Below are 18584 nucleotides of genomic sequence, written 5' to 3'. Positions count from 1 at the left end.
CCATGCAGTACAGCGTACTTGCGAGCGGAAGTACAGGAAATTCACTTTATATTGAAACGCAGCAGCATAAACTGCTGATTGACTGCGGACTGAGTGGCAGGAAGATGGTTGCCCTTCTGGGTGAAATAGGGAAAAAAGCGGAAGATATCGATGCCATACTGGTTACGCATGAGCACAGTGACCATGTGCGCGGGTTAGGTGTTTTCGCCCGGCGTTTTCATACACCGGTTTATGCCAATGAAAAAACCTGGCAGGCAATGGCGTCGACGATTGGCCGCATTCCGGTTGAGCAGAAGTTTACCTTTCGTGCCAATTCGGTAAAAAGTTTCGGAGATCTTGATATTGAATCTTTTTCAGTGTCGCATGATGCCGCGGATCCCATGTTCTATGTGATTCATGACCAGGGTAAAAAGATGACGCTTCTCACAGATCTTGGCTATGTTTCCGATCATATCAAAGGATTAATCCGAGATTCAGATACTTATGTGATCGAAGCGAACCATGACACGGAAATGCTGATGATGGGTCGGTATCCCTGGAGTGTTAAGCGGAGAATTCTGGGGGATACCGGTCATATATCCAATGATGAATCAGGGATTGCGCTGACAGAGGTACTGGGTAATCGGACGAAGAGCGTGTATCTGGCCCACCTGAGCCGGGACAATAATATGAAAGAACTGGCCAGAATGAGCGTCGGGCAGCGCCTTGAAGATCAGGGGCTCCGTATTGGGCGGGATCTGAGCCTTTATGATACGGATCCGGAGCATGCGACGGATTTGAAGGCGATGTAGGTTTAAATGATCCTGTATACGGAGATCCTTTGGGAAAACATCCGCTGTTTTTGATGTTTATAAAAATAGTCACATAATTTTCATAAGAATAGTGATTGGTGCTACATTAAGCTTAAAGGATAAATCGAGGATGCGCCTTTCGATTCTGATAGCAATGTGAGTAGAGGAGGATTATCGGTATGGGATTTTATGATGAGGACCACCCAAATGAGAGACCAGACAACGGTTCACGACCCGCACGAAGAGGCGGGAGAGGACGGGGTGCCTGGTTCCTTGCCGGCTTTATCGGCGCAGTTGTCGGTATGGTTTGCTTTTTGATCTTCGCACCGGTACTCTCCGATTTGGGCATTCTGCCTTATTCAGTGACGACCGGTTCAACAGATCAGAATACAACGAATACGTTAAATCCGTCGATTAATCGCGATGTCAGGGTAAACGTCACGTCACGGATTACTGATGCAGTTGATAAGGTGTCTCCGGCTGTCGTTGCCGTAATTAACCTGCAACAGGCTAATTTTTTCGATAATCAGTATACGGAAACCGGTATCGGTTCAGGCATTATTTATAAACGGGCCGGACCCTACGCCTATATTGTAACGAACAATCATGTCGTTTCCGGTGCCAGCAGAGTCGAGGTTCGGCTGAACGATAATGACAAGGTGGAAGCTAAGGTTCTGGGGAAAGATGCGCTTTACGATCTGGCCGTTCTGCGTATTCCTTCATCCAATATTAAAACCATTGCAGAATTCGGGAGCTCTTCAGCACTGAAACGCGGGGAAACGGCCATTGCCATCGGGAATCCGCTCGGTTTTTCCGGATCGGTAACGGAAGGTATCATCAGTTCGACCAACCGGACGATTCCTGTGGAAACGAACAGTACATCAATGGAAGCACAGGTCCTGCAGACCGATGCGGCGATTAACCCCGGAAACAGTGGCGGAGCGCTGGTTAATATCGCCGGACAGGTGGTCGGTATTAATTCATCGAAAATTGCATCAACCGGATCAAGCAGTGACGGTTCTGTCGAAGGCATCGGTTTTGCCATTCCAATCGATACGGCAAAACCCGTAATCAGCCAGCTTGAAAAAACAGGTAAAATACAGCGGCCAATGCTCGGAATCAGTATTGTGGACCTGTCGCTCGTACCTGCAGACGAGGCAAGTCAGCTCCAGCTCCCCGGTAATGTGAAACAAGGTCTGGTTGTTACGGATGTCCAGACGGGGAGTCCGGCATCAAGGAGCGGACTGGAACCTGGAGATGTAATCACTCAGATCGAGAACCATAAAATAAAAAGTTATATCGAGTTCTCGACGTATATGTATACACATCTTCATGCCGGTCAGACGGTCAATATTAAATACTACCGTGCCGGTAGATTACACAGTACACAGCTGAAGCTTGGAAGCAAGACCTTTTCTTGATCAACATAGAATGAAATAACAGGTAGCCCCCGGTTAAACCGGAGGCTATTTTTTTTAAAATTTCAGCGTCAGATTTACTGTGCGGTACTCCCCTTTCTTCGGGGCTTCTGAATTCAAATGATTTTTTGCAAAATGGGCTGCGTGGGGATAACCTGTGGATGAAGTGCCTGACTTATAAACAAGTTATGCACAATCGGTAGCAAACAGTTGATAACTGCAAAAAAATTTCAGAATCCTGTGCTAAAATGAAAAAGATGTGTGCATATTGCAATAAAGGCCGCCTGATGCAGAGATGATGTGTGAGATCAGTCATTTCCCCTATATGCAGGATCTATGTGACAGGGCAGTCTCTGCTCAAAACGGTTTAAGAAAACGATAAAAACCATTTTGCTCATGAACCAGGGAGCAATTATCCACAGGGGGACAGAGTTTGACTTTTTTCGACAGGCATATGTCGTAGCAAACGCCTGATTCCATACATAATGTGGATAGTGCCTGTGGATATGTGCATAAGTTCTGTGTATAACTCATGTATAAGGTTGGGATAAGTTGTGAATATCCATATTCTTTGTGTAGGGAAACTAAAGGAAAAATATTTCAGATTGGGCATTGAAGAATACAGTAAACGGCTGCGTTCATATGCTCGTGTATCGATTACCGAAGTGGCCGATGAAAGGGCACCGGAAACATTATCTCAGGCTGAGATCAGGCAGATTAAACAGGCAGAAGGGGATCGTCTGCTAAAGAAGATTCCCGCTCAGACCTATGTCATAGCCCTCGCCATACAGGGCAGGCAGCTGTCTTCAGAAGATTTCGCAAAAAAAATCGGTGAACTTGCTACATACGGACACAGCGATATTACATGTGTTATCGGCGGGTCAAACGGGCTGAGTGATGAGGTCCTGCATCGCGCTGATTTTCAACTTTCCTTCTCAGCGTTCACCTTTCCTCATCAACTGATGCGTCTGATCCTGATCGAACAGATTTACCGGGCGTTTAAGATTATCCGGGGAGAACCGTATCATAAGTGAGCACTGTTAAGAAGCGTCAAAGTTCATCTCAATGTCTTTGACGCTTCTACCTTTCCGGCTAAATCCCCTTTAAATGGTGTCATGACTTCCTCTCCTTAAATCACATACTTTTGGTGTATGAACCTATTCAAAACATTAAATGGAATCAAAATAAAAAGTCCACATGACAGGGGCTTTTTTGTTGCACCAAAAATTTGTCGGATACATATGGATAAATGGGTTGAATCTTTTAATGAGGAGGAAATTTTCAGTGTATGAAAATTTTTATCATGATAATCCGACGCCGATGTACAGGCAAAGAATTACAATGCAACAAGCTCAGGAAATTGCCCTTCAGCGTGTACCTGGGACAATTCTGCATGTAGATATGGATTTAGAAAATGGTATGCTGATTTATGAAGTTTTCATTCTAACACCGGAAAACAGAATATTCGAAGTGGAGATTCTTGCAAGGTCAGGGAGAATCATAAAAATAGAGGAAGAAAATGATTTTGATTAATACCGGCCATTGGGGAACCAGGGTCAGTCCCTGATAAAAGCGGTCACTTTCGATTTTGATGCTGCTCCTGGAGTTATTGCACCCTCCACTTTCCATGATCTGTCATGACCAAATCACGGCGATCCCCCCGCTGTTTTTCATTTAAGGCGGGTCACTGAGTTCCGATTGAGGAATATTCGGTTGACGCACTCCAACGTCGGAATGCCTCATCCAGGCGTTTCCATACCGTTGGTCGTGCGCAGCTGTCACGTCATCGAAGGATGGTGCTTTTTCTTGATCGGTATTTAGAAAACGTTGAAGCAGTGTACGGACCGTCATGAGATGATCGGCTTGATCTGTTCGACTTCCGCATTTCAACACTTTGGACAGATGATTTGCGCAGAAAAAAGGTCTGGCATTGCTGACAGGTGGTTCCCTAAATCAGGGGGAAAAATTCCGTTTAACTTAGTAATAAAGGGTAAACGCGAGCTTCAATAAACGGAGGAATTCCGTCTATTGACTCGGAAAATGTGGAAATAGAGGATTTTTCAATGCGTAACCGGAAAAATTCCGCTTATGATACTCTGAAACCCTTTTTATTCTGCACTTAACCGGAAAATTTCCGCTTATTGCGACCGGACGCCTGTTATGAGCGCTCCGAACCCTTAGCCTTCAACCGCCAGCATCGTTTGAAGCAGGTACAGCTTAGTGGCCGAACGACGCCCTTTTCCCGCTTTTCATGAAGTAGCGAAAGCCTTAAAGATCCGGAAAGTGGAATAAAAAACTGTCATCCTCTGCGAATGACAGTTTTTTCAGTAACTCAGGCAATCGGTAAGCCACCGGTGATGCCGAAGACCTGCGCGGTGATGTAACTTGCTTCATTGGAGGCAAGATGGACGTAGGTCCCGGCAAGCTCGGCCGGCTGGCCGGCACGTTTGAAAGGCGTCTCGTGGCCGAATTTCGGAATGTTCCCGGAGAGCTGCCCGCCACAGATCTGCAGGGGTGTCCAGATCGGACCGGGAGCGATTGAATTGACACGGATGCCCCTGGGAGCGAGTTCGGCAGCCAGTCCTTTAGTGAAATTAACAATGGCGGCTTTTGTCGGTGAATAGGTGATCAGGTCCGGCGTTGGCGCGTAAGCCTGTATCGACGATGTGGTTGTAATGGCGGAGCCTTTTGGCAAAAAGGGCAGCGCGGCTTTCACCGTCCAGTACATGGAAAAGACGTTGACTTCAAATGTTTTCCGAAGCATATCTGTTTCCACGTCTTCGAAGCTTTTATAGGCCTGCTGGACGCCGGCAACAAGTGTCAGAATATCAAGACCGCCGAGTTCTTTTTGAGCGGTTTCCACCATTTTTCTGCAAAAGGCCTCATCAGATAAATCCCCGGAAATAAGAACGGCTTTCTGACCGGCTTCCTCAATCAGCGTTTTAACCTCATCAGCATCCGGCTGTTCGAAAGGCAAATAGTGGATGGCCACATCCGCTCCTTCGCGGGCATAAGCAATAGCTGCCGCCCGGGCAATCCCTGAATCGCCGCCGGTAATCAGTGCCTTTCGTCCCTGCAGACGTCCGGATCCCTTATAGGTTTTTTCACCACAGTCAGGTACCGGAATCATTTTTGACTGAAGTCCGGGCCTTGCCTGTTCCTGTTTCGGATAGGTGCCAGAGGTATAAAGCTTCTTTGGATTTTCAACAGGTGACTGAATGCTCATGTAACTCCCTCTTTCAATTATTTTATGGTTCGTCTCAGGTTACTTTTTCGAATAAATGGCTTTTCTGTGTTAAAATCGGTAATAATATGTGTTTGCAGGAGACGAAATATGCACCTTTCAGATAACAAGGCCGTTCAGCGGGAACGTGAAAACGCATCGATCGTTAAACTTTCTCCGTTCAGGACGCTGTCAGAAGAACAGAAAACGTTGAAAGATAAAATTATCAAATTTTGCAGGGCGCATGTATCGGGCCGGAAAGCGTCGGTATTCGTCATTCACGGGGATGCGGGGACCGGCAAGAGTGTGTTGCTGAACACGGTTTTTAACGAGATTCAGACACAGTCCCGGAGCGATGTCGCAGGCCCGCTGTATCAGACAGATAACCGTCTGATTGTGAATCACCCGGAAATGTTAAAACTTTACAGGAACATTTCTGAAAAGCTGAAACATGTCCGGAAAAAAGACTTTGAGAGGCCGACCACCTTTATTAATCAAATGCATAAAAAGGCAGCCCGTGCGGATATTGTGCTGATCGATGAAGCACATTTACTACTTACGAAAAGCGATAAATATAACCGTTTTTATCAGAACAATCAGCTGGAAGAAATACTGAAACTCAGCCGGGTGGTTGTGATGGTTTTCGACGAGAAGCAGGTATTGAAGCTGAAAAGTCACTGGAGCACGTCCTCTCTTCAGGAGATCATCGGTCAATATCCGACGGTGTCCTGTTCCCTGACGCGGCAATTCAGAATGCATGCCCATGAAGATGTATTGAAATGGATTGATCAGTTCGTACATAAGAAGATTGTTCCGTTTCCTGAAAAACAGGCGTTTGATTTTCGTACTTTTGCTGATCCGGGGGACATGTACCACGCCATCAAGGAAAAAAATGCGCGGGTTCACCTTTCCCGGATGGTCGCGACGTATGATTACCCATATAAACTGGATGGCAGGGACTATTTTATCCGGGAGAAAAATTTCGTGTGCCGATGGGATCGCTATAAACCGACGGCGAAAAAGGCATGGGCGGAAAGAGAGGACACGATTGATGAAGTCGGCTCCGTTTACACGGTTCAGGGGTTTGATCTGAATTACGTCGGAGTGATTCTCGGACCGTCGGTTTCTTATGATGAGGGGCGGGACAGGCTCTTGATCGATATTGATAAATATCAGGACCAGGCAGCTTTTGTCAATCGCTCAGATCTTGACAGCCCGGATCAAATCAAAGAACGGATCATTCTGAATTCAATCAATGTACTGATGACGCGTGGTGTACGCGGTTTATACCTGTATGCCAGCGATCCGAAATTAAGGCACAGGCTGTTATCCTTACAAAGGCGGCGGACATCCGGTTATGAACTATAAATTGATGATTGAATATGACGGCGGGCGATATAAAGGCTGGCAGCGTCTCGGCGCAGAGGAAAAAACGATTCAGGGGAAAATTGAACAGGCTCTGTCGCAGCTTGAAGGCAGGCCAGTGGAAATAGTCGGAAGCAGCCGGACCGATGCCGGGGTCCATGCGCTGGGACAGGTCGCAAATGTCAGGCTGGACACCCCTCAGACGGGAGACGGGATCAAGAATTTTCTCAATCATTATCTGCCGGAAGATATCAGTATCACGCGCATCACCAGGGTTCCTGAACGCTTTCACGCACGCTATCATGCCAAAGGAAAAACCTATCTGTATAAGATCTGGAACGGGGATTATTCACATCCGTTTCTGCGAAAATACAGCATGCATATTCCGGAGAAACTGGATCTGGGCAGGATGCAGAAGGCAGCCTCTTTTTTTATCGGGGAGCATGATTTTACCGCTTATTCAAATGCAAAATCAAAGAAAAAGTCGTCTGTCTGCCGGATCACGTCTCTGAACATTGAAGAGCAGGACGGTCTGATCCAGATCCGGATCTGTGGTAATCGTTTTCTCTATAACATGGTCAGGAAAATAGTCGGTTCATTGATCGAAGCGGGGCTCTGCCGGCTTGACCCGGATCAGGTTCCTGAAATCCTGAAGGCAAAAAAAAGAAATCGGACCGGGCGGCTGGCAGAAGCGCGCGGCTTATATCTGGAAAGCGTGGACTATTGAAAAAGGGTAAGCGTCATGCTTCCGGCCTTTTTTCCGCTAAAATCAAAACCGATTCTGAGAATCGGTTGGGTGTCGTCTATAAGGCATAAGCAGAACGGATATAGGCAATTTCGCAGGCAAGGCCTTCTCTGAGCGCTACTCTCGGGTCGTAATCCAGAAGCGTCTGAGCGTTTGATATATCAGCCCATGTGTGTTTGGGTTCTCCGCGGAGTGCCGGTAAATATTCGATTGCCGCTTTTTTCCCTGTCAGCTGTTCGATGATGGCGAGGGTTTCATTGATCGTTGCCCGTTCTTTTCCGCCGATATTTATCGTCTTTCCAATCAGACCGTCCTTATCAACCATTGCAGAAAGACCCGCGATACAGTCATCGATATACGTAAAATCTCTTGACTGATGTCCGTCGCCGTACAGCGTGATCGTATCGTCTGTCAGAATTTGCCTGATAAAGCGATGAAAGGCCATATCGGGCCGCTGTCTCGGTCCATAGACCGTAAAGAACCGTACAGTAATTACAGGAACAGCGAAGCTCTTACGATAGACATAACATAAATGCTCGCCGGCCAGTTTGGTCAGCCCATAAGGGGAAAGAGGTGTCAGGCTCGTGTCCTCCGCCACTTTCCCCTGCTTATCTCCGTACACGGACGAGGTCGAGGCATAAATAAACTTCTGCAGTGGTTGATTTTTGGCAGCTTCAAGCAGTCGCTGCGTTACCTGAATATTGTTTGTCACATAGGGATCAAAGTCCTTCCCCCAGCTGGAGCGGACGCCGGGCATGCCGGCGAGATGATAGACGATGTCAACGTGATCCAGCAGGCGTTCCAGGTCCGCTGTCAGCAGATTTTCGTGCAACAGCGTAAAACGCGGATGATTTTCCAGCCTGGTCAGATTAGCTTTTTTTAAAGACGGAGGGGTCGGACCGATGAAGGTATCCACTCCGGTCACATGAACCTGCTCATTCTGAACCAGTTTTTCACAAAGATGGGAACCGATGAATCCGGCAGCGCCGGTTACAAGAATGTTCATGGCCTTGCCACGCCCAGATAGCGCAGGCCCTTTTTCCGGATCGTGTCGGGTTCAATGCAGTTGCGGGCGTCAAGGATCAGATCGCCATTCATCTTTGCTTTGATCTCTGCCCAGTCCAGATCGATAAATTCTTCCCAGTCGGTCGCGATCACGACGGCATCAGCTTTCTCGACGGCTGTCTTGATCTCGCTCACCTGACTGACATGGGGCACCGGCGGGCCCGGCAGTTTCGCCTCAGGGTCATATGCGCTGACCGTGCAGCCGAGTTCGCTGAGCTTTTGAATCAGAGCCACACCGGGCGAATAGCGTGTATCGTCCGTGTTTGGCTTGAAAGCAATACCCAGCACAGTCACTTTCTTTCCGGACAGATCCGGGAGTGCTGAACGCAGTTTGTCAAGATAGACATCAATCTGCGAGTGGTTGACGGATTGAACAGCACGCAGAAGGACAGGGTCTACGTTCTTCAGCCCGGCGTTATACACGAGTGAACGGACGTCCTTCGGGAAACACGATCCCCCATAGCCGATACCCGCCTGGAGGAAATGCGGACCGATGCGCGGGTCTGTTCGGATACCTCTGGCCACATCCTCAATGTTTACTTCAAATGCGTCGCAAATTCGCGCAATTTCATTAATGAACGAAATTTTGGCAGCCAGAAAGGCGTTTGACGTATATTTAATCAGTTCCGCTCCGGTTAAGGAGGTCACAACATACGGGGCATCAATTTTCTGATAGATGGCCTCAATAACAGGCAGAGACCTGTGATCCTCTTCACGCTTTCCGACAACGATTTTGTCCGGATGGACGGTGTCGGAAATAGCGCTGCCTTCCCTTAAAAATTCAGGATTGGAGATGACATCGAATAATTGCGGATCCACGCCTTTATTTTTCAATGTCCGGCAGATCCATTCGTTGGTCCCCGGTGGTACGGTACTTTTTGTGATAATCGTTTTGCGGGTGGTCAGTTCACCGGCAATGAAATCGATAACGGATCGGACATAGGTCAGATCTGCCTGACCGGATGGTGCAGAAGGTGTCCCGACAGCAATAAAAACGACGGGATATTGATTCAGAATTCCGGCTTCGGGTACACTGAAGCTCAGACGCGCATGATTTCTTTGAATCATTTCTTTTAAACCCGGTTCAAAAAAAGGTACCTCACCGGATGTTAAGGCTTTGATTTTTTCACTGTCTGTATCCAGACAACGCACATGATGACCGAGCTCGGCCAGTACCGCTGCCGATGTCAGGCCAACATAGCCGGCACCGATTATACAGATATCCAAGTTTCCAACAGCCCCTTTAACGCGTGGTTTACGAGTTATCATATTAATCAAAGCTGCGGATTGTCCCGTACAATCGTCTAAATACAGGGTTGGAATCGCCTGTTTGCAGTGAATTTATGAAAAAGAGGAAAACGCAGTGACCGCTTGTATGCCTGCGAATAAGATATAGCATTCTGGCAAAGAAGGGGGGAACACAAATGGTCAGGAAAGCGATTATCCCTGCTGCCGGATATGGTACAAGAAGTCTTCCGATTACCAGGGTCATCCCTAAGGAAATGTTTCCGATTCATCACAAACCCTCTATTCAGTACGTTGTGGAAGAAGCCGTCTCTGCAGGCATCGAGCAGATTCTGATGATTGTTTCCCGTTCCAAGAATATGATCATAGATTATTTTGATGAGTCGCTTGAACTTGAAATGTATCTGCAAAGGGCGAACAAGTTACACTTACTGTCTAAAGTGAAACGTCCTGACGTTCAGATTCTTTATACGCGCCAGCCGTTTGCCGGAGGGCTGGGGCAGGCGATCCGTCTGGGTCAGCATTTTATCGGGAATGATCCTTTTGCCGTCCTGCTCCCGGATGATCTGGTTATTGGCGAAGGAATCAAAGAGTTGATCGATGTTTATCAGGAAGAGCATGGCTCTGTTATCGGTTTGAAAGAAGTCGAAGAAGAGCAGTTGAAAAATTATGGTGTGATTGACGGTGATCCGATTCGGAATGATCTTTTTGCTATTAAAGGGGTCGTGGAAAAACCTCAGAAGAATCCGCCGTCCAGCCATGCGATCATCGGCAGATATGTTTTTACTCCGGAGATTATGGCTGCATTGGAAAAGGTTCAGCCTGATCACGGAGGAGAGATTCAGTTAACCGCCGGGATCCAGGAACTGCTGGCTGCACAGCCCTGCTATGGTAAGGTGATTTCGGGACAAAGATTTGATGTGGCCTCTGAAAAAGAGTACATTGATTTACAGCGGCAGATGTACCGGCAGCATGCAGATCACAAGGGAAAATAATTGATTGAAAAAAAGCTTTTCCGGCCGGCAGATCGCAGCGCCGCCAGAGGCTTAGTTTTTCTGATGCTGTTTTCCGCAAAAATTTATAAAACAAAAAACGGTTCCGGGTGCGGATCCGTTTTTCCTTATTCGGTTTATCCCGCATGAACGGGCGTACCCTCTCTCAGGGTCGTGGGGATGAGCGAACAGGCCTGGGTCGCAGAAGCCCGATGGATTCAACGAACAATCAGCGGGGATGACGCCGGCTGAAAGTGAGGACGCCCTGTCGCAACGCCTGCACGGGCACGTCCTGCGTCCATAACCCCCCCACTGATTGACGTTTCACTTTATTTCTCAGCCACTTTCGTAACAGTCTGATACAAGGTTTCCAGTTCATCTGCGACCCGCTGAAAATTATAGATTTCTTCCACTTTTGATCTTCCGGCCCGGCCCATTTGATCGGCCAGATCCGGATCGGCCAGCAGCGGGTTCAGCACCTGTGCGAAGGCTCGGGGATCCTTATAACGCCTGATGATCTTTGCAGCTCCATCGTTCAGAAATAATTCCGGATTTCCCCCGCGTGCGGTGGTGACGACGGGCAGGCCGGCAGCCATCGCTTCATAGTGTACGCGTGCGAGCGGTTCCTTCCACTGGGAGGGACAAATAAAGATATCTGATGCGGCAAAATATTTCGGAATTTCCTCAACAGGAACATAGGATGTGAAGACCACTCGCTCCTCGAGTTCATCGGCTGCCTGTTTCAGTTTCTCAATATAGCCGCTCGGTGCATCGTCCGCATACCATTTACTTCCGACGATGAGTAATCTGACCCGGCCGGATGTTTCAGAGAGTTCCTTCATGGCTTCCAGAATCAGGTGGCAGCCCTTCTCAGATACCAGTCTTCCGACGAAGAGCAGTACCCGTTCATCACCGGCGATCTGATAACGCGCCCGGATCTGGTTCCGCCATTCCTTCCCTTTCTCAGACCATACAGGTGCATACTCGTTTGTATCCACCCCTGTATAAAGGACATGTGTTTTTTCTTCAAGTCCGGGGAATTTCGCGACCGTATCCTCAGCAACAAACCGGCTGACAGTCAGCACCTGATCGGCTTCCTGCAAACAGCCTGCCGCAAGGTGACGATCCATTTTCAGCGTGTCGTAAATCAGATTATGCAGAGACAGGAAAAGCCGGGCATCAGGCGCAGCCTGGCGAAGTTCAGCGAGCCACCCGGGACGGTTATAAACCTGGATCAGATCGAATGCCCCAGCTCTGATGCTTTCACAGACGTGCGGAAAAAAAACAGACCGGTCAAAGCGGATCCAGGTCACTCCGCCGGACTTTTCATGGACAGGGAGTGCCGGATCGGTAATGGAAAACACGGTCACATCGTGAGATCGGGCAATCAGCGGAGCAATCTTTGAAATCAGAAGCTGGATGGCTCCCCCTTTAACCGGTGGACACGGCCCCCGGTCGGAACAGATGAAGGCGATCTTCATCGCGCTTTCCCCTTACTTTTTTTCTTCCCGTATTTTTTGTCCAGTTCGATCAGACGCTTATCGTCCCAGCCATATAATGCCAGGGTATGATCCCGTATTTCCGGATGGTGGATCCGGATGCTCAGACTGCTTCGGTTCTCACCGTGAAGCCAGTATTCACACAAAGGTTCTTCAAGACAGTAACCGCGGTAATACTCAGCAAGCCGCAGCCACATATCCCAGTCCTGGGAATACCAGTAGTCTTCATTGAACAGTCCGGCTTTGTCAAAGCAGGCTTTATGAACCAGCAGTGTCGATGTCCGGATGGTAAATTTACGTGAAAAAAGGCAATACTGCAGATGCTCCCGGCTTTTACAGGTAAGGGGTTTACGCAGCTTGGTTCTTTTGCCTTTTTCATTGACATTATAGTACCAGCTGTAAAGAAAACGGCACTCAGGGTGTTCGTGAATGAAGGCCATCTGTTTTTCCAGTTTATCCGGCAGGAACCGGTCGTCGGAATCACAGAGGGCGATATAGTTGCCTCTGGCGAGACGGATCCCGGCATTCCGTGCAGCAGAAGGCCCTTTATTTTCCTGATAAATGTAGCGAATTTTATCTCCAAAAGCTTTTAACAGATCACGGGTATCGTCTGTTGAGCCGTCATCTACCACAATAATCTCATAATCGCTGTAAGACTGGGCTAATACGCTTTTCACTGCCGCGACAGTAAAAGCTCCGCGGTTATAAGTTGGGATGATGACACTGATTTCAGTCATCGGTGCGCTCCTTTCCCTGCATGTTCCCTTTTTCAAGAACAGAATCATAAATGCGTTCAAGTTCGTCGATCTGGCGCTCGGCATTGAACTGCCGCTTTACCGTCTTTCTTCCTTTTTTTGCCATCTTACGCCACCGGTCCGGGTGACGGATCAGCCAGATCAGTGATTCGGCAAGCGCATCCGGGTCTTTTTCAGGGACAAGAATCCCGGATTCTCTGTTTCTTACCAGTTCGGGAATGCCCGCATGCTTTGTTGAGACGACAGGCAGTCCGGATGCCATGGCTTCCTTTAATACATTGGGTATCCCTTCCTGATTTCCATCAGGTGTTCTGGTGCTGGCCAGTGCAAACAAGTGGGCTTGTTGCATTTCCCTGACAATATCTTCATATGACAGAGCACCCGAAAAAGTAACGGCATGTTCTAATTTGAGTCCTTTGACCAGATTTTCCAGATCGGAACGCAGCTTGCCATCGCCGACAATGCGCAGTCTGGTGCCAGGGAACTCGCGATGCACCTTCTGGAAGGCTTCGATCAGGTACTTCATCCCCTTTTTTTTCACAAGCCGTCCGACAGAAAGGAGGGTGATCGATCCATCTATGGGGACGGGGGTATGCCGGAATGGAAATTGTTTGATGTTAATGCCACTGTGATGAACGTGTATTTTCTGTTTCGGGCACCCGTACTTCACCAGAATCTTTTTCATGTTATTTGAGGTTGCCGTAAAGGCATCCCCTTCGGAAAACAGCTGCTCCAGACGTCCATCATACTTTTCCATCGATCGGACATTCGTCGGCAGATCAAAGCCATGGAATGAAGTCAGTACAGGGATGTCCAGTTCCTGCCGGATATCCAGCAGCTCGGCTCCCGTTACACCGAACCGTGCGTGAATCAGATCGACCTGTTCTCTTGCGAGGATCTCTTTTAATTCATCTGTCGTCCTGTAGATGAAAACCGGATCAAAAGGGAAATTTTTCCGATTCATTTCTTTCTTGCAGCAGACCACCGACGTGTAGGTTTTCAAATCAATTAATTCTGAATAGATAAATGTCTCACTGATGGGTAAGAACCAGTTCCGTATGACGGCTACCTTGCGCACGGGATATCACCACTTTCCGTATTTTTTGCATCGCATGTCGCCAGTCAGGCAGAAGGTAAACGGCTGAAATACTGTGCACTTTCAATCATCGGCCGGCAGTCATTGTTATCTTTTAAGCCGATTTCAAAGATAAAATCTTTGTGTATCAAAAGAGGTTTCAGATTGATCCAGTCAATTTTTCCCTTGCCCAGCGGCAGGGCATCATGTCGTTTGCCTGCACTGTCGACAAGGTGGAAGTAACGCACCTGCTTCTCGACTTGTTCTGTCACTTGCTTCAGCCTGCGGTTGCTCCCTTTTAAAGAAATGAAGGCATGGCTGATATCCAGGCAGAGTGCGAGATGCAGCGGCTCAATGATTTCGGAGAGGGCATACGGGTTGGCAAAAGAGAACAGGCCGGCTGTTGTGTTCTCCCAGAGAAAACAGTCGCCGTCGTTCTGAACCAGCTTTTCAATACGGGTCCTCATGTTTCGACTCGCAGAACGGCCGCTGAGAAGCGAACTTTCGGATCGGGAGTAGTGTGCATGAATCACGCATAAAACGTCTGCCCGCCGGCACAAATCGGCAAGGCGCCTGCATGACCACTGATAATAGCTGGTGATTTCCGGATTCCGGCTCATGATGTCCAGCCTGATCTGCCTGCAGGTCACGGGCTGATGTAAATAGACTTTGATCCCCGCCTGTTTTAACTGAAAAAGGGTATCCAGCAATTCCTGCGGCTTCTGTAAATCTTCTTCAGTCAGCTGAAGTTCAATGATCTCCGGCAGATACTTCAACCGGTCGGCTAATTGCCGGGAATCCAGACCGCATTTTAAACGAATAAATGGCATAACCCGCCCCCGTTTCCGCAATTTTTCCTGCCTGGTTTCAACTCTGTGCACGCAGGAAAGTTCATCATAACTGTATTCATGACCATCCGGAAATGTTCCCCCGTCAGGTCCGTGATGCATCTGATCCTGCAATTTTTCTCTGAGCGGCAGTCCATAAGTGTATGCATCAGACGAGACGAATCATAGGATAGAAAAAGCAGATTGACAGAGGAAGGAGTGTTCGGTGTGATTCACTATGTTGTGGGGCGGAATCTGGGCCATCTGAATAAGTGTGTGGCTAATCTTGCCCGGTTTGCGGAGATCAGTGATGAACCGGTAACCGTCTACGCTTTTAAAAAGTCACATGAATGGCTTCACTCAAATTTCACACACGGAAAGATCGAGCGTTATATCAACCCTCAGAAGAAGGCTGAAACGCTTCTGAATGCCGGCCTGGTCATGCATGACTGGAGGGATGAAATACGCTTTCTGAAAAAGGAACGTACCGGTACCGGGCCGGTTATCGGCGGCGTTTACCACAGTGATCTTTTCGACTCAGAAGAGGATACGGAGCAGGCCAGAAAGTTCAAACGACAGATCCGCGGGATTGCCCGGGAATCCACGGATATCTTTTTCCACATCAACATCCTGCAACCGGAATATGTTCCTCAGCTGTCCACCTGTTATGTGCCGATTCCGATCATCGCGCGGGATATTACTCAATCACCGGAAGAAGTGAAGAAAAGGCTGGGTCTTCAGAAAGACGAGCCTTTTATCCTCATCCAGATGGGCGGGGGAGCCGGGCGTTTCCGATATAAATTCATCAATGAATGGTACAAAAAAATCGATCAGATTCATGTGCGGCCGTACCGGATTGTGATCGGCGGCCAGCTTGAGGGCGGGGACTTTATGTTTCATGATGACAGGGTCCGGGCCCCTTTATTCGCTAACGGACGGAATTTGATTCATGCGGCGGATCTGGTTATCAGTAAGCCCGGGATGGGCATCCTGATGGACTGTATTTCGACAGGGACGCCGCTTCTTGCTCTGCCTGCGGATACAAAGGAGCGTGAAGCGAAAAACAAGATGCTCCGTGATTTGACCGGTTCGGATATCTGTCTGGCCGACAATCGGATGACACCGCGGGATCTGGAGGTCCGTATCGCCGAGCTGATGAGTCAGAAAGCGCATTTTACAAAAACATGCCGTACGGTCCCGGTTATCGGTGCAGACGTGGTGGCTAAAAGCATGAACATGTTGTCAGGATGTACACTGAAGGAATTACCGGATGTGTACCGGGAGATATTAAAAATCACCCCATTTTCTGTTCCTGATCAACCTCCTCACCCCTCGCGGTAACCTGTAATAAAGTGAAACTTCAATCCGTGGGGGTTTTCTGCCCGTGTCTGTCCTCTCTGTCCTCAGATATCCGCTGCGGACTTCCCAGGGTTGCCCGAAGACAGGTATAATAGCATAAGAACCGAATTAAAAGGGCAGAGGAGACAAAAAAATGATCAATCAGGAATATAAAGCCATGATCGGGAAGAAATCAGTTATTCGTGAACTGGCCGAATACGCAACGCGGCGCTCAGAAGAGATTGGCCGGGAGAATGTCTTCGATTACACGATCGGTAATCCTTCCGTACCGGTTCCGCAGGCTTTTACCGATAAACTGGTGGAACTGGCGACGAGTCATGATCCGGTGGCTGTACACGGCTACAGTCCGAGCCTCGGGATTACATCAGTACGGGAGAAAATAGCTGCTTCATTAAGGAGACGTTTCGGACTGGAGTATCGGAAGGAGCATATCTTTATGACTTCCGGGGCGGCGGGAGCAGTTGCTCATGCCCTGCGCGCGGTCACGGTCCCCGGTGACGAAGTGATCACCTTCGCCCCCTATTTTCCGGAGTATAATCCCTATGTCAATAAGACCGGGGCGGTTCTGAAGATTGTTCCACCGGATACCGAGACTTTTCAGATCAACTTCGAAGAGTTTGAAAAAATGTTCTCATCAAAAGTGATGGCTGTCCTGATTAATACACCGAACAATCCGTCCGGCATCACCTATTCAACAGAGACCATTAAGAAGCTGGCCGCATTCCTCGAGGACAGGGAGAGGGAATATGGCCATGATATTTACCTGATCTCAGATGAACCGTACCGGGAGATTGTCTTTAAGGGAGTTGATGCACCCTACGTGGCCGGATTTTACCACAACAGCATTACCTGTTACTCATTCAGTAAATCACTCTCGCTTCCGGGGGAGCGGATCGGATATGTCGCAGTTAACCCCGCCTGCCGTGACGCCAAGCTGATCGTTGAGATGTGCGGTCAGATTTCAAGAGGGATCGGCCATAACTGTCCGCCTTCGATTATTCAGCTGGCTGTGGCGGAGGTGGCTGATCTGACTGCCGACCTGTCGGTTTATGAAACCAACATGAACATCCTTTATCATGAACTGACCGGCCTCGGTTTCTCGTGTGTAAAACCGGGCGGGACCTTTTATATGTTCCCTAAAGCTCCGGAAGAGGATGCAGTTGCTTTTTGTAAACGCGCTCTCAAATATGATCTGATCCTGGTTCCGGCGGACAGCTTCGGATGCCCCGGTTATTTCCGAATGGCCTACTGCATGTCGACAGAAAAGGTCAGACGGTCGCTTCCCGCGTTCAGAAAACTGGCAGCGGAGTATCGGCAGATCCGGGAACGGAGCGGTCAGGCTTGAAAATCAGGGGCATCAGGCCGATGTAAAAGATAAGCGTCTCTTTGGCGTACTGGCGTTCTGCTGAAAGAGAACCTTGTTTACTCTGGAAAATGCGGACGGGGAGCAATTCAGCCGGTGCACATCCGATAATCACCTGAGCACAGGCAAGGGTCTGTCTCTTTACATAGATGCGCTGAAACAGCTGTCATCTGTTCCTGATAGATCGGTTATCCGGGTTATCCGGAATACTGGAATACTGACCGGGCTGCCTGCAGCACAGAGGACGCGATACGAAACGCCTTGAAATCCTATTTAACCGACGGGAGTGGTTCTTATGAAAAAAATCATTATTGTCCTGTCAGCGGCAGCTATGCTGATGCTCAGCGCCTGTGCGGCCGACACGCAGACGCGTGACGGAGAATCTGCCACCGGCGATCAGACATCATCCACGGTGAAGAGCTCCTCATCTGAAGGGATCTCTCCGGATCGTTCGGCTTCTTCCGATGCTTCATCTTCGGATCAGTCCGCCGCTTCCGAAGCTTCATCCTCTGAAGAGCAAACGGCTGCCTCATCTGAGGGTGAGTCGGTAAGTTCAAGTTCAGGCAAATCTGAGAAGCAGAACGCACTGGAGGCGGTTGTTCAGGCTGCGGGATATACACTGGATCAGGTCTATGCGGAAGTGCAGGATGACGGGGCCTTTTATTCTATTGAACTCCGGGAAAATCATTCCGATGACCCTGCTGCAGATCCTTCTACCGCGCCTTCCATTGGCTTTTTCCGGTACGATAAAGACAGCGGCAGGGTGACAAAGCTTGATATTGTCAGCAACGAATATAAGGAACTGACCCATTAACCGGCATACGCCACCGGATGTTTTATTATTCGTAACCTCCAGGAAACT

Annotated in this window: 17 protein-coding genes; 10 read left to right on the top strand and 7 right to left on the bottom strand. The window is 48.7% G+C overall.

The window, feature by feature from the left end; all coding sequences use genetic code 11:
* Window positions 1-2: 2 nt before the first annotated feature.
* The 4 genes from EWH91_RS03110 (at window position 3) to EWH91_RS03095 (ending at window position 3742) form a co-directional block, all read left to right on the top strand.
* Window positions 3-791 (top strand): MBL fold metallo-hydrolase, encoded by a 789-nt coding sequence (locus tag EWH91_RS03110; protein ID WP_129928629.1) that lies wholly within the window; start codon window positions 3-5, stop codon window positions 789-791.
* Between the two features lie 179 nt (window positions 792-970).
* Window positions 971-2212: a S1C family serine protease gene (locus EWH91_RS03105; protein WP_129928552.1), complete on the top strand. Its 1242-nt coding sequence runs from the start codon at window positions 971-973 to the stop codon at window positions 2210-2212.
* Between the two features lie 551 nt (window positions 2213-2763).
* Window positions 2764-3243, top strand: coding sequence for a 23S rRNA (pseudouridine(1915)-N(3))-methyltransferase RlmH (rlmH, locus tag EWH91_RS03100; RefSeq protein ID WP_129928551.1), 480 nt, complete (start codon window positions 2764-2766; stop codon window positions 3241-3243).
* A 250-nt stretch (window positions 3244-3493) separates the two neighbouring features.
* A complete protein-coding gene (locus tag EWH91_RS03095) occupies window positions 3494-3742 on the top strand; it encodes a PepSY domain-containing protein (protein ID WP_129928550.1) in 249 nt (82 codons plus the stop codon).
* A 799-nt stretch (window positions 3743-4541) separates the two neighbouring features.
* Here EWH91_RS03095 and EWH91_RS03090 read toward each other — a convergent pair.
* Entirely contained in the window at window positions 4542-5435 is an 894-nt protein-coding gene (locus tag EWH91_RS03090) for an SDR family oxidoreductase (RefSeq protein WP_129928549.1), read from the bottom strand.
* Window positions 5436-5543: 108 nt separating this feature from the next.
* Between EWH91_RS03090 and EWH91_RS03085 the strand changes: the two genes are divergently transcribed.
* On the top strand, window positions 5544-6800 hold the full coding sequence (locus EWH91_RS03085) for a DUF2075 domain-containing protein (protein ID WP_129928548.1): 1257 nt from the start codon (window positions 5544-5546) through the stop codon (window positions 6798-6800).
* Window positions 6790-7524: a tRNA pseudouridine(38-40) synthase TruA gene (gene truA / locus EWH91_RS03080; RefSeq protein WP_129928547.1), complete on the top strand. Its 735-nt coding sequence runs from the start codon at window positions 6790-6792 to the stop codon at window positions 7522-7524. The genes EWH91_RS03085 and truA overlap by 11 nt, the downstream gene beginning before the upstream one ends.
* Window positions 7525-7600: 76 nt before the next feature.
* Here the strand turns inward: truA and EWH91_RS03075 are convergent, their stop codons facing one another.
* Together EWH91_RS03075 and EWH91_RS03070 are read right to left on the bottom strand one after the other, a co-directional pair.
* A complete protein-coding gene (locus EWH91_RS03075; protein ID WP_129928546.1) occupies window positions 7601-8548 on the bottom strand; it encodes an NAD-dependent epimerase/dehydratase family protein in 948 nt (315 codons plus the stop codon).
* Complete coding sequence (locus EWH91_RS03070; protein WP_129928628.1) at window positions 8545-9876, bottom strand: UDP-glucose dehydrogenase family protein; 1332 nt, start codon at window positions 9874-9876, stop codon at window positions 8545-8547. The genes EWH91_RS03075 and EWH91_RS03070 overlap by 4 nt, the downstream gene beginning before the upstream one ends.
* A gap of 155 nt (window positions 9877-10031) precedes the next feature.
* Here EWH91_RS03070 and EWH91_RS03065 point away from each other — a divergent pair, with 155 nt between their 5' ends.
* On the top strand, window positions 10032-10847 hold the full coding sequence (locus tag EWH91_RS03065) for a UTP--glucose-1-phosphate uridylyltransferase (protein WP_129928545.1): 816 nt from the start codon (window positions 10032-10034) through the stop codon (window positions 10845-10847).
* 326 nt (window positions 10848-11173) lie between these two features.
* Here the strand turns inward: EWH91_RS03065 and EWH91_RS03060 are convergent, their stop codons facing one another.
* From EWH91_RS03060 to EWH91_RS03045, 4 genes are read right to left on the bottom strand one after another with little or no spacing between them, the layout of a single operon-like run.
* On the bottom strand, window positions 11174-12325 hold the full coding sequence (locus EWH91_RS03060; RefSeq protein ID WP_129928544.1) for a glycosyltransferase family 4 protein: 1152 nt from the start codon (window positions 12323-12325) through the stop codon (window positions 11174-11176).
* Window positions 12322-13080 carry a glycosyltransferase gene (locus EWH91_RS03055; protein WP_165364220.1) on the bottom strand — a complete coding sequence of 253 codons (759 nt, stop codon included), beginning with the start codon at window positions 13078-13080 and terminating at the stop codon, window positions 12322-12324. The genes EWH91_RS03060 and EWH91_RS03055 overlap by 4 nt, the downstream gene beginning before the upstream one ends.
* Window positions 13073-14176, bottom strand: a complete 1104-nt coding sequence (locus tag EWH91_RS03050; RefSeq protein ID WP_129928542.1) for a glycosyltransferase — start codon at window positions 14174-14176, stop codon at window positions 13073-13075. Before EWH91_RS03050 ends, EWH91_RS03055 begins: the two co-directional genes overlap by 8 nt.
* A 44-nt stretch (window positions 14177-14220) precedes the next feature.
* Window positions 14221-15003, bottom strand: coding sequence for a TIM barrel protein (locus tag EWH91_RS03045; protein ID WP_206184264.1), 783 nt, complete (start codon window positions 15001-15003; stop codon window positions 14221-14223).
* Between the two features lie 225 nt (window positions 15004-15228).
* Between EWH91_RS03045 and EWH91_RS03040 the strand changes: the two genes are divergently transcribed.
* From EWH91_RS03040 to EWH91_RS03030, 3 genes are all read left to right on the top strand, one after another.
* Window positions 15229-16341 carry a glycosyltransferase gene (locus EWH91_RS03040; protein WP_129928540.1) on the top strand — a complete coding sequence of 371 codons (1113 nt, stop codon included), beginning with the start codon at window positions 15229-15231 and terminating at the stop codon, window positions 16339-16341.
* Window positions 16342-16492: 151 nt separating this feature from the next.
* Window positions 16493-17704, top strand: a complete 1212-nt coding sequence (locus EWH91_RS03035; RefSeq protein WP_129928539.1) for a pyridoxal phosphate-dependent aminotransferase — start codon at window positions 16493-16495, stop codon at window positions 17702-17704.
* 313 nt (window positions 17705-18017) lie between these two features.
* The gene (locus EWH91_RS03030; protein WP_129928538.1) at window positions 18018-18536 is read left to right on the top strand and encodes a membrane lipoprotein lipid attachment site-containing protein; all 519 of its coding nucleotides are present in this window, start codon (window positions 18018-18020) and stop codon (window positions 18534-18536) included.
* Window positions 18537-18584: the final 48 nt, after the last annotated feature.

This window comes from Sporolactobacillus sp. THM19-2, from assembly GCF_004153195.1.
GTDB lineage: Bacteria > Bacillota > Bacilli > Bacillales > Sporolactobacillaceae > Sporolactobacillus.
Note: the sequence above shows the minus strand (reverse complement) of the source record. Positions and strands in the feature narration are given on the sequence as shown.

Excerpts from the sequence above, each read along its gene's own strand:
- EWH91_RS03030 (WP_129928538.1), top strand. The coding sequence starts at position 18,018 with ATGAAAAAAATCATTATTGTCCTGTCAGCGGCAGCTATGCTGATGCTC.
- EWH91_RS03070 (WP_129928628.1), bottom strand. The coding sequence starts at position 9,876 with ATGATAACTCGTAAACCACGCGTTAAAGGGGCTGTTGGAAACTTGGAT.
- EWH91_RS03060 (WP_129928544.1), bottom strand. The coding sequence starts at position 12,325 with ATGAAGATCGCCTTCATCTGTTCCGACCGGGGGCCGTGTCCACCGGTT.
- EWH91_RS03045 (WP_206184264.1), bottom strand. The coding sequence starts at position 15,003 with ATGCCATTTATTCGTTTAAAATGCGGTCTGGATTCCCGGCAATTAGCC.
- EWH91_RS03075 (WP_129928546.1), bottom strand. The coding sequence starts at position 8,548 with ATGAACATTCTTGTAACCGGCGCTGCCGGATTCATCGGTTCCCATCTT.
- EWH91_RS03035 (WP_129928539.1), top strand. The coding sequence starts at position 16,493 with ATGATCAATCAGGAATATAAAGCCATGATCGGGAAGAAATCAGTTATT.
- truA (WP_129928547.1), top strand. The coding sequence starts at position 6,790 with ATGAACTATAAATTGATGATTGAATATGACGGCGGGCGATATAAAGGC.
- EWH91_RS03090 (WP_129928549.1), bottom strand. The coding sequence starts at position 5,435 with ATGAGCATTCAGTCACCTGTTGAAAATCCAAAGAAGCTTTATACCTCT.
- EWH91_RS03105 (WP_129928552.1), top strand. The coding sequence starts at position 971 with ATGGGATTTTATGATGAGGACCACCCAAATGAGAGACCAGACAACGGT.
- EWH91_RS03085 (WP_129928548.1), top strand. The coding sequence starts at position 5,544 with ATGCACCTTTCAGATAACAAGGCCGTTCAGCGGGAACGTGAAAACGCA.
- EWH91_RS03055 (WP_165364220.1), bottom strand. The coding sequence starts at position 13,080 with ATGACTGAAATCAGTGTCATCATCCCAACTTATAACCGCGGAGCTTTT.
- EWH91_RS03065 (WP_129928545.1), top strand. The coding sequence starts at position 10,032 with ATGGTCAGGAAAGCGATTATCCCTGCTGCCGGATATGGTACAAGAAGT.
- EWH91_RS03110 (WP_129928629.1), top strand. The coding sequence starts at position 3 with ATGCAGTACAGCGTACTTGCGAGCGGAAGTACAGGAAATTCACTTTAT.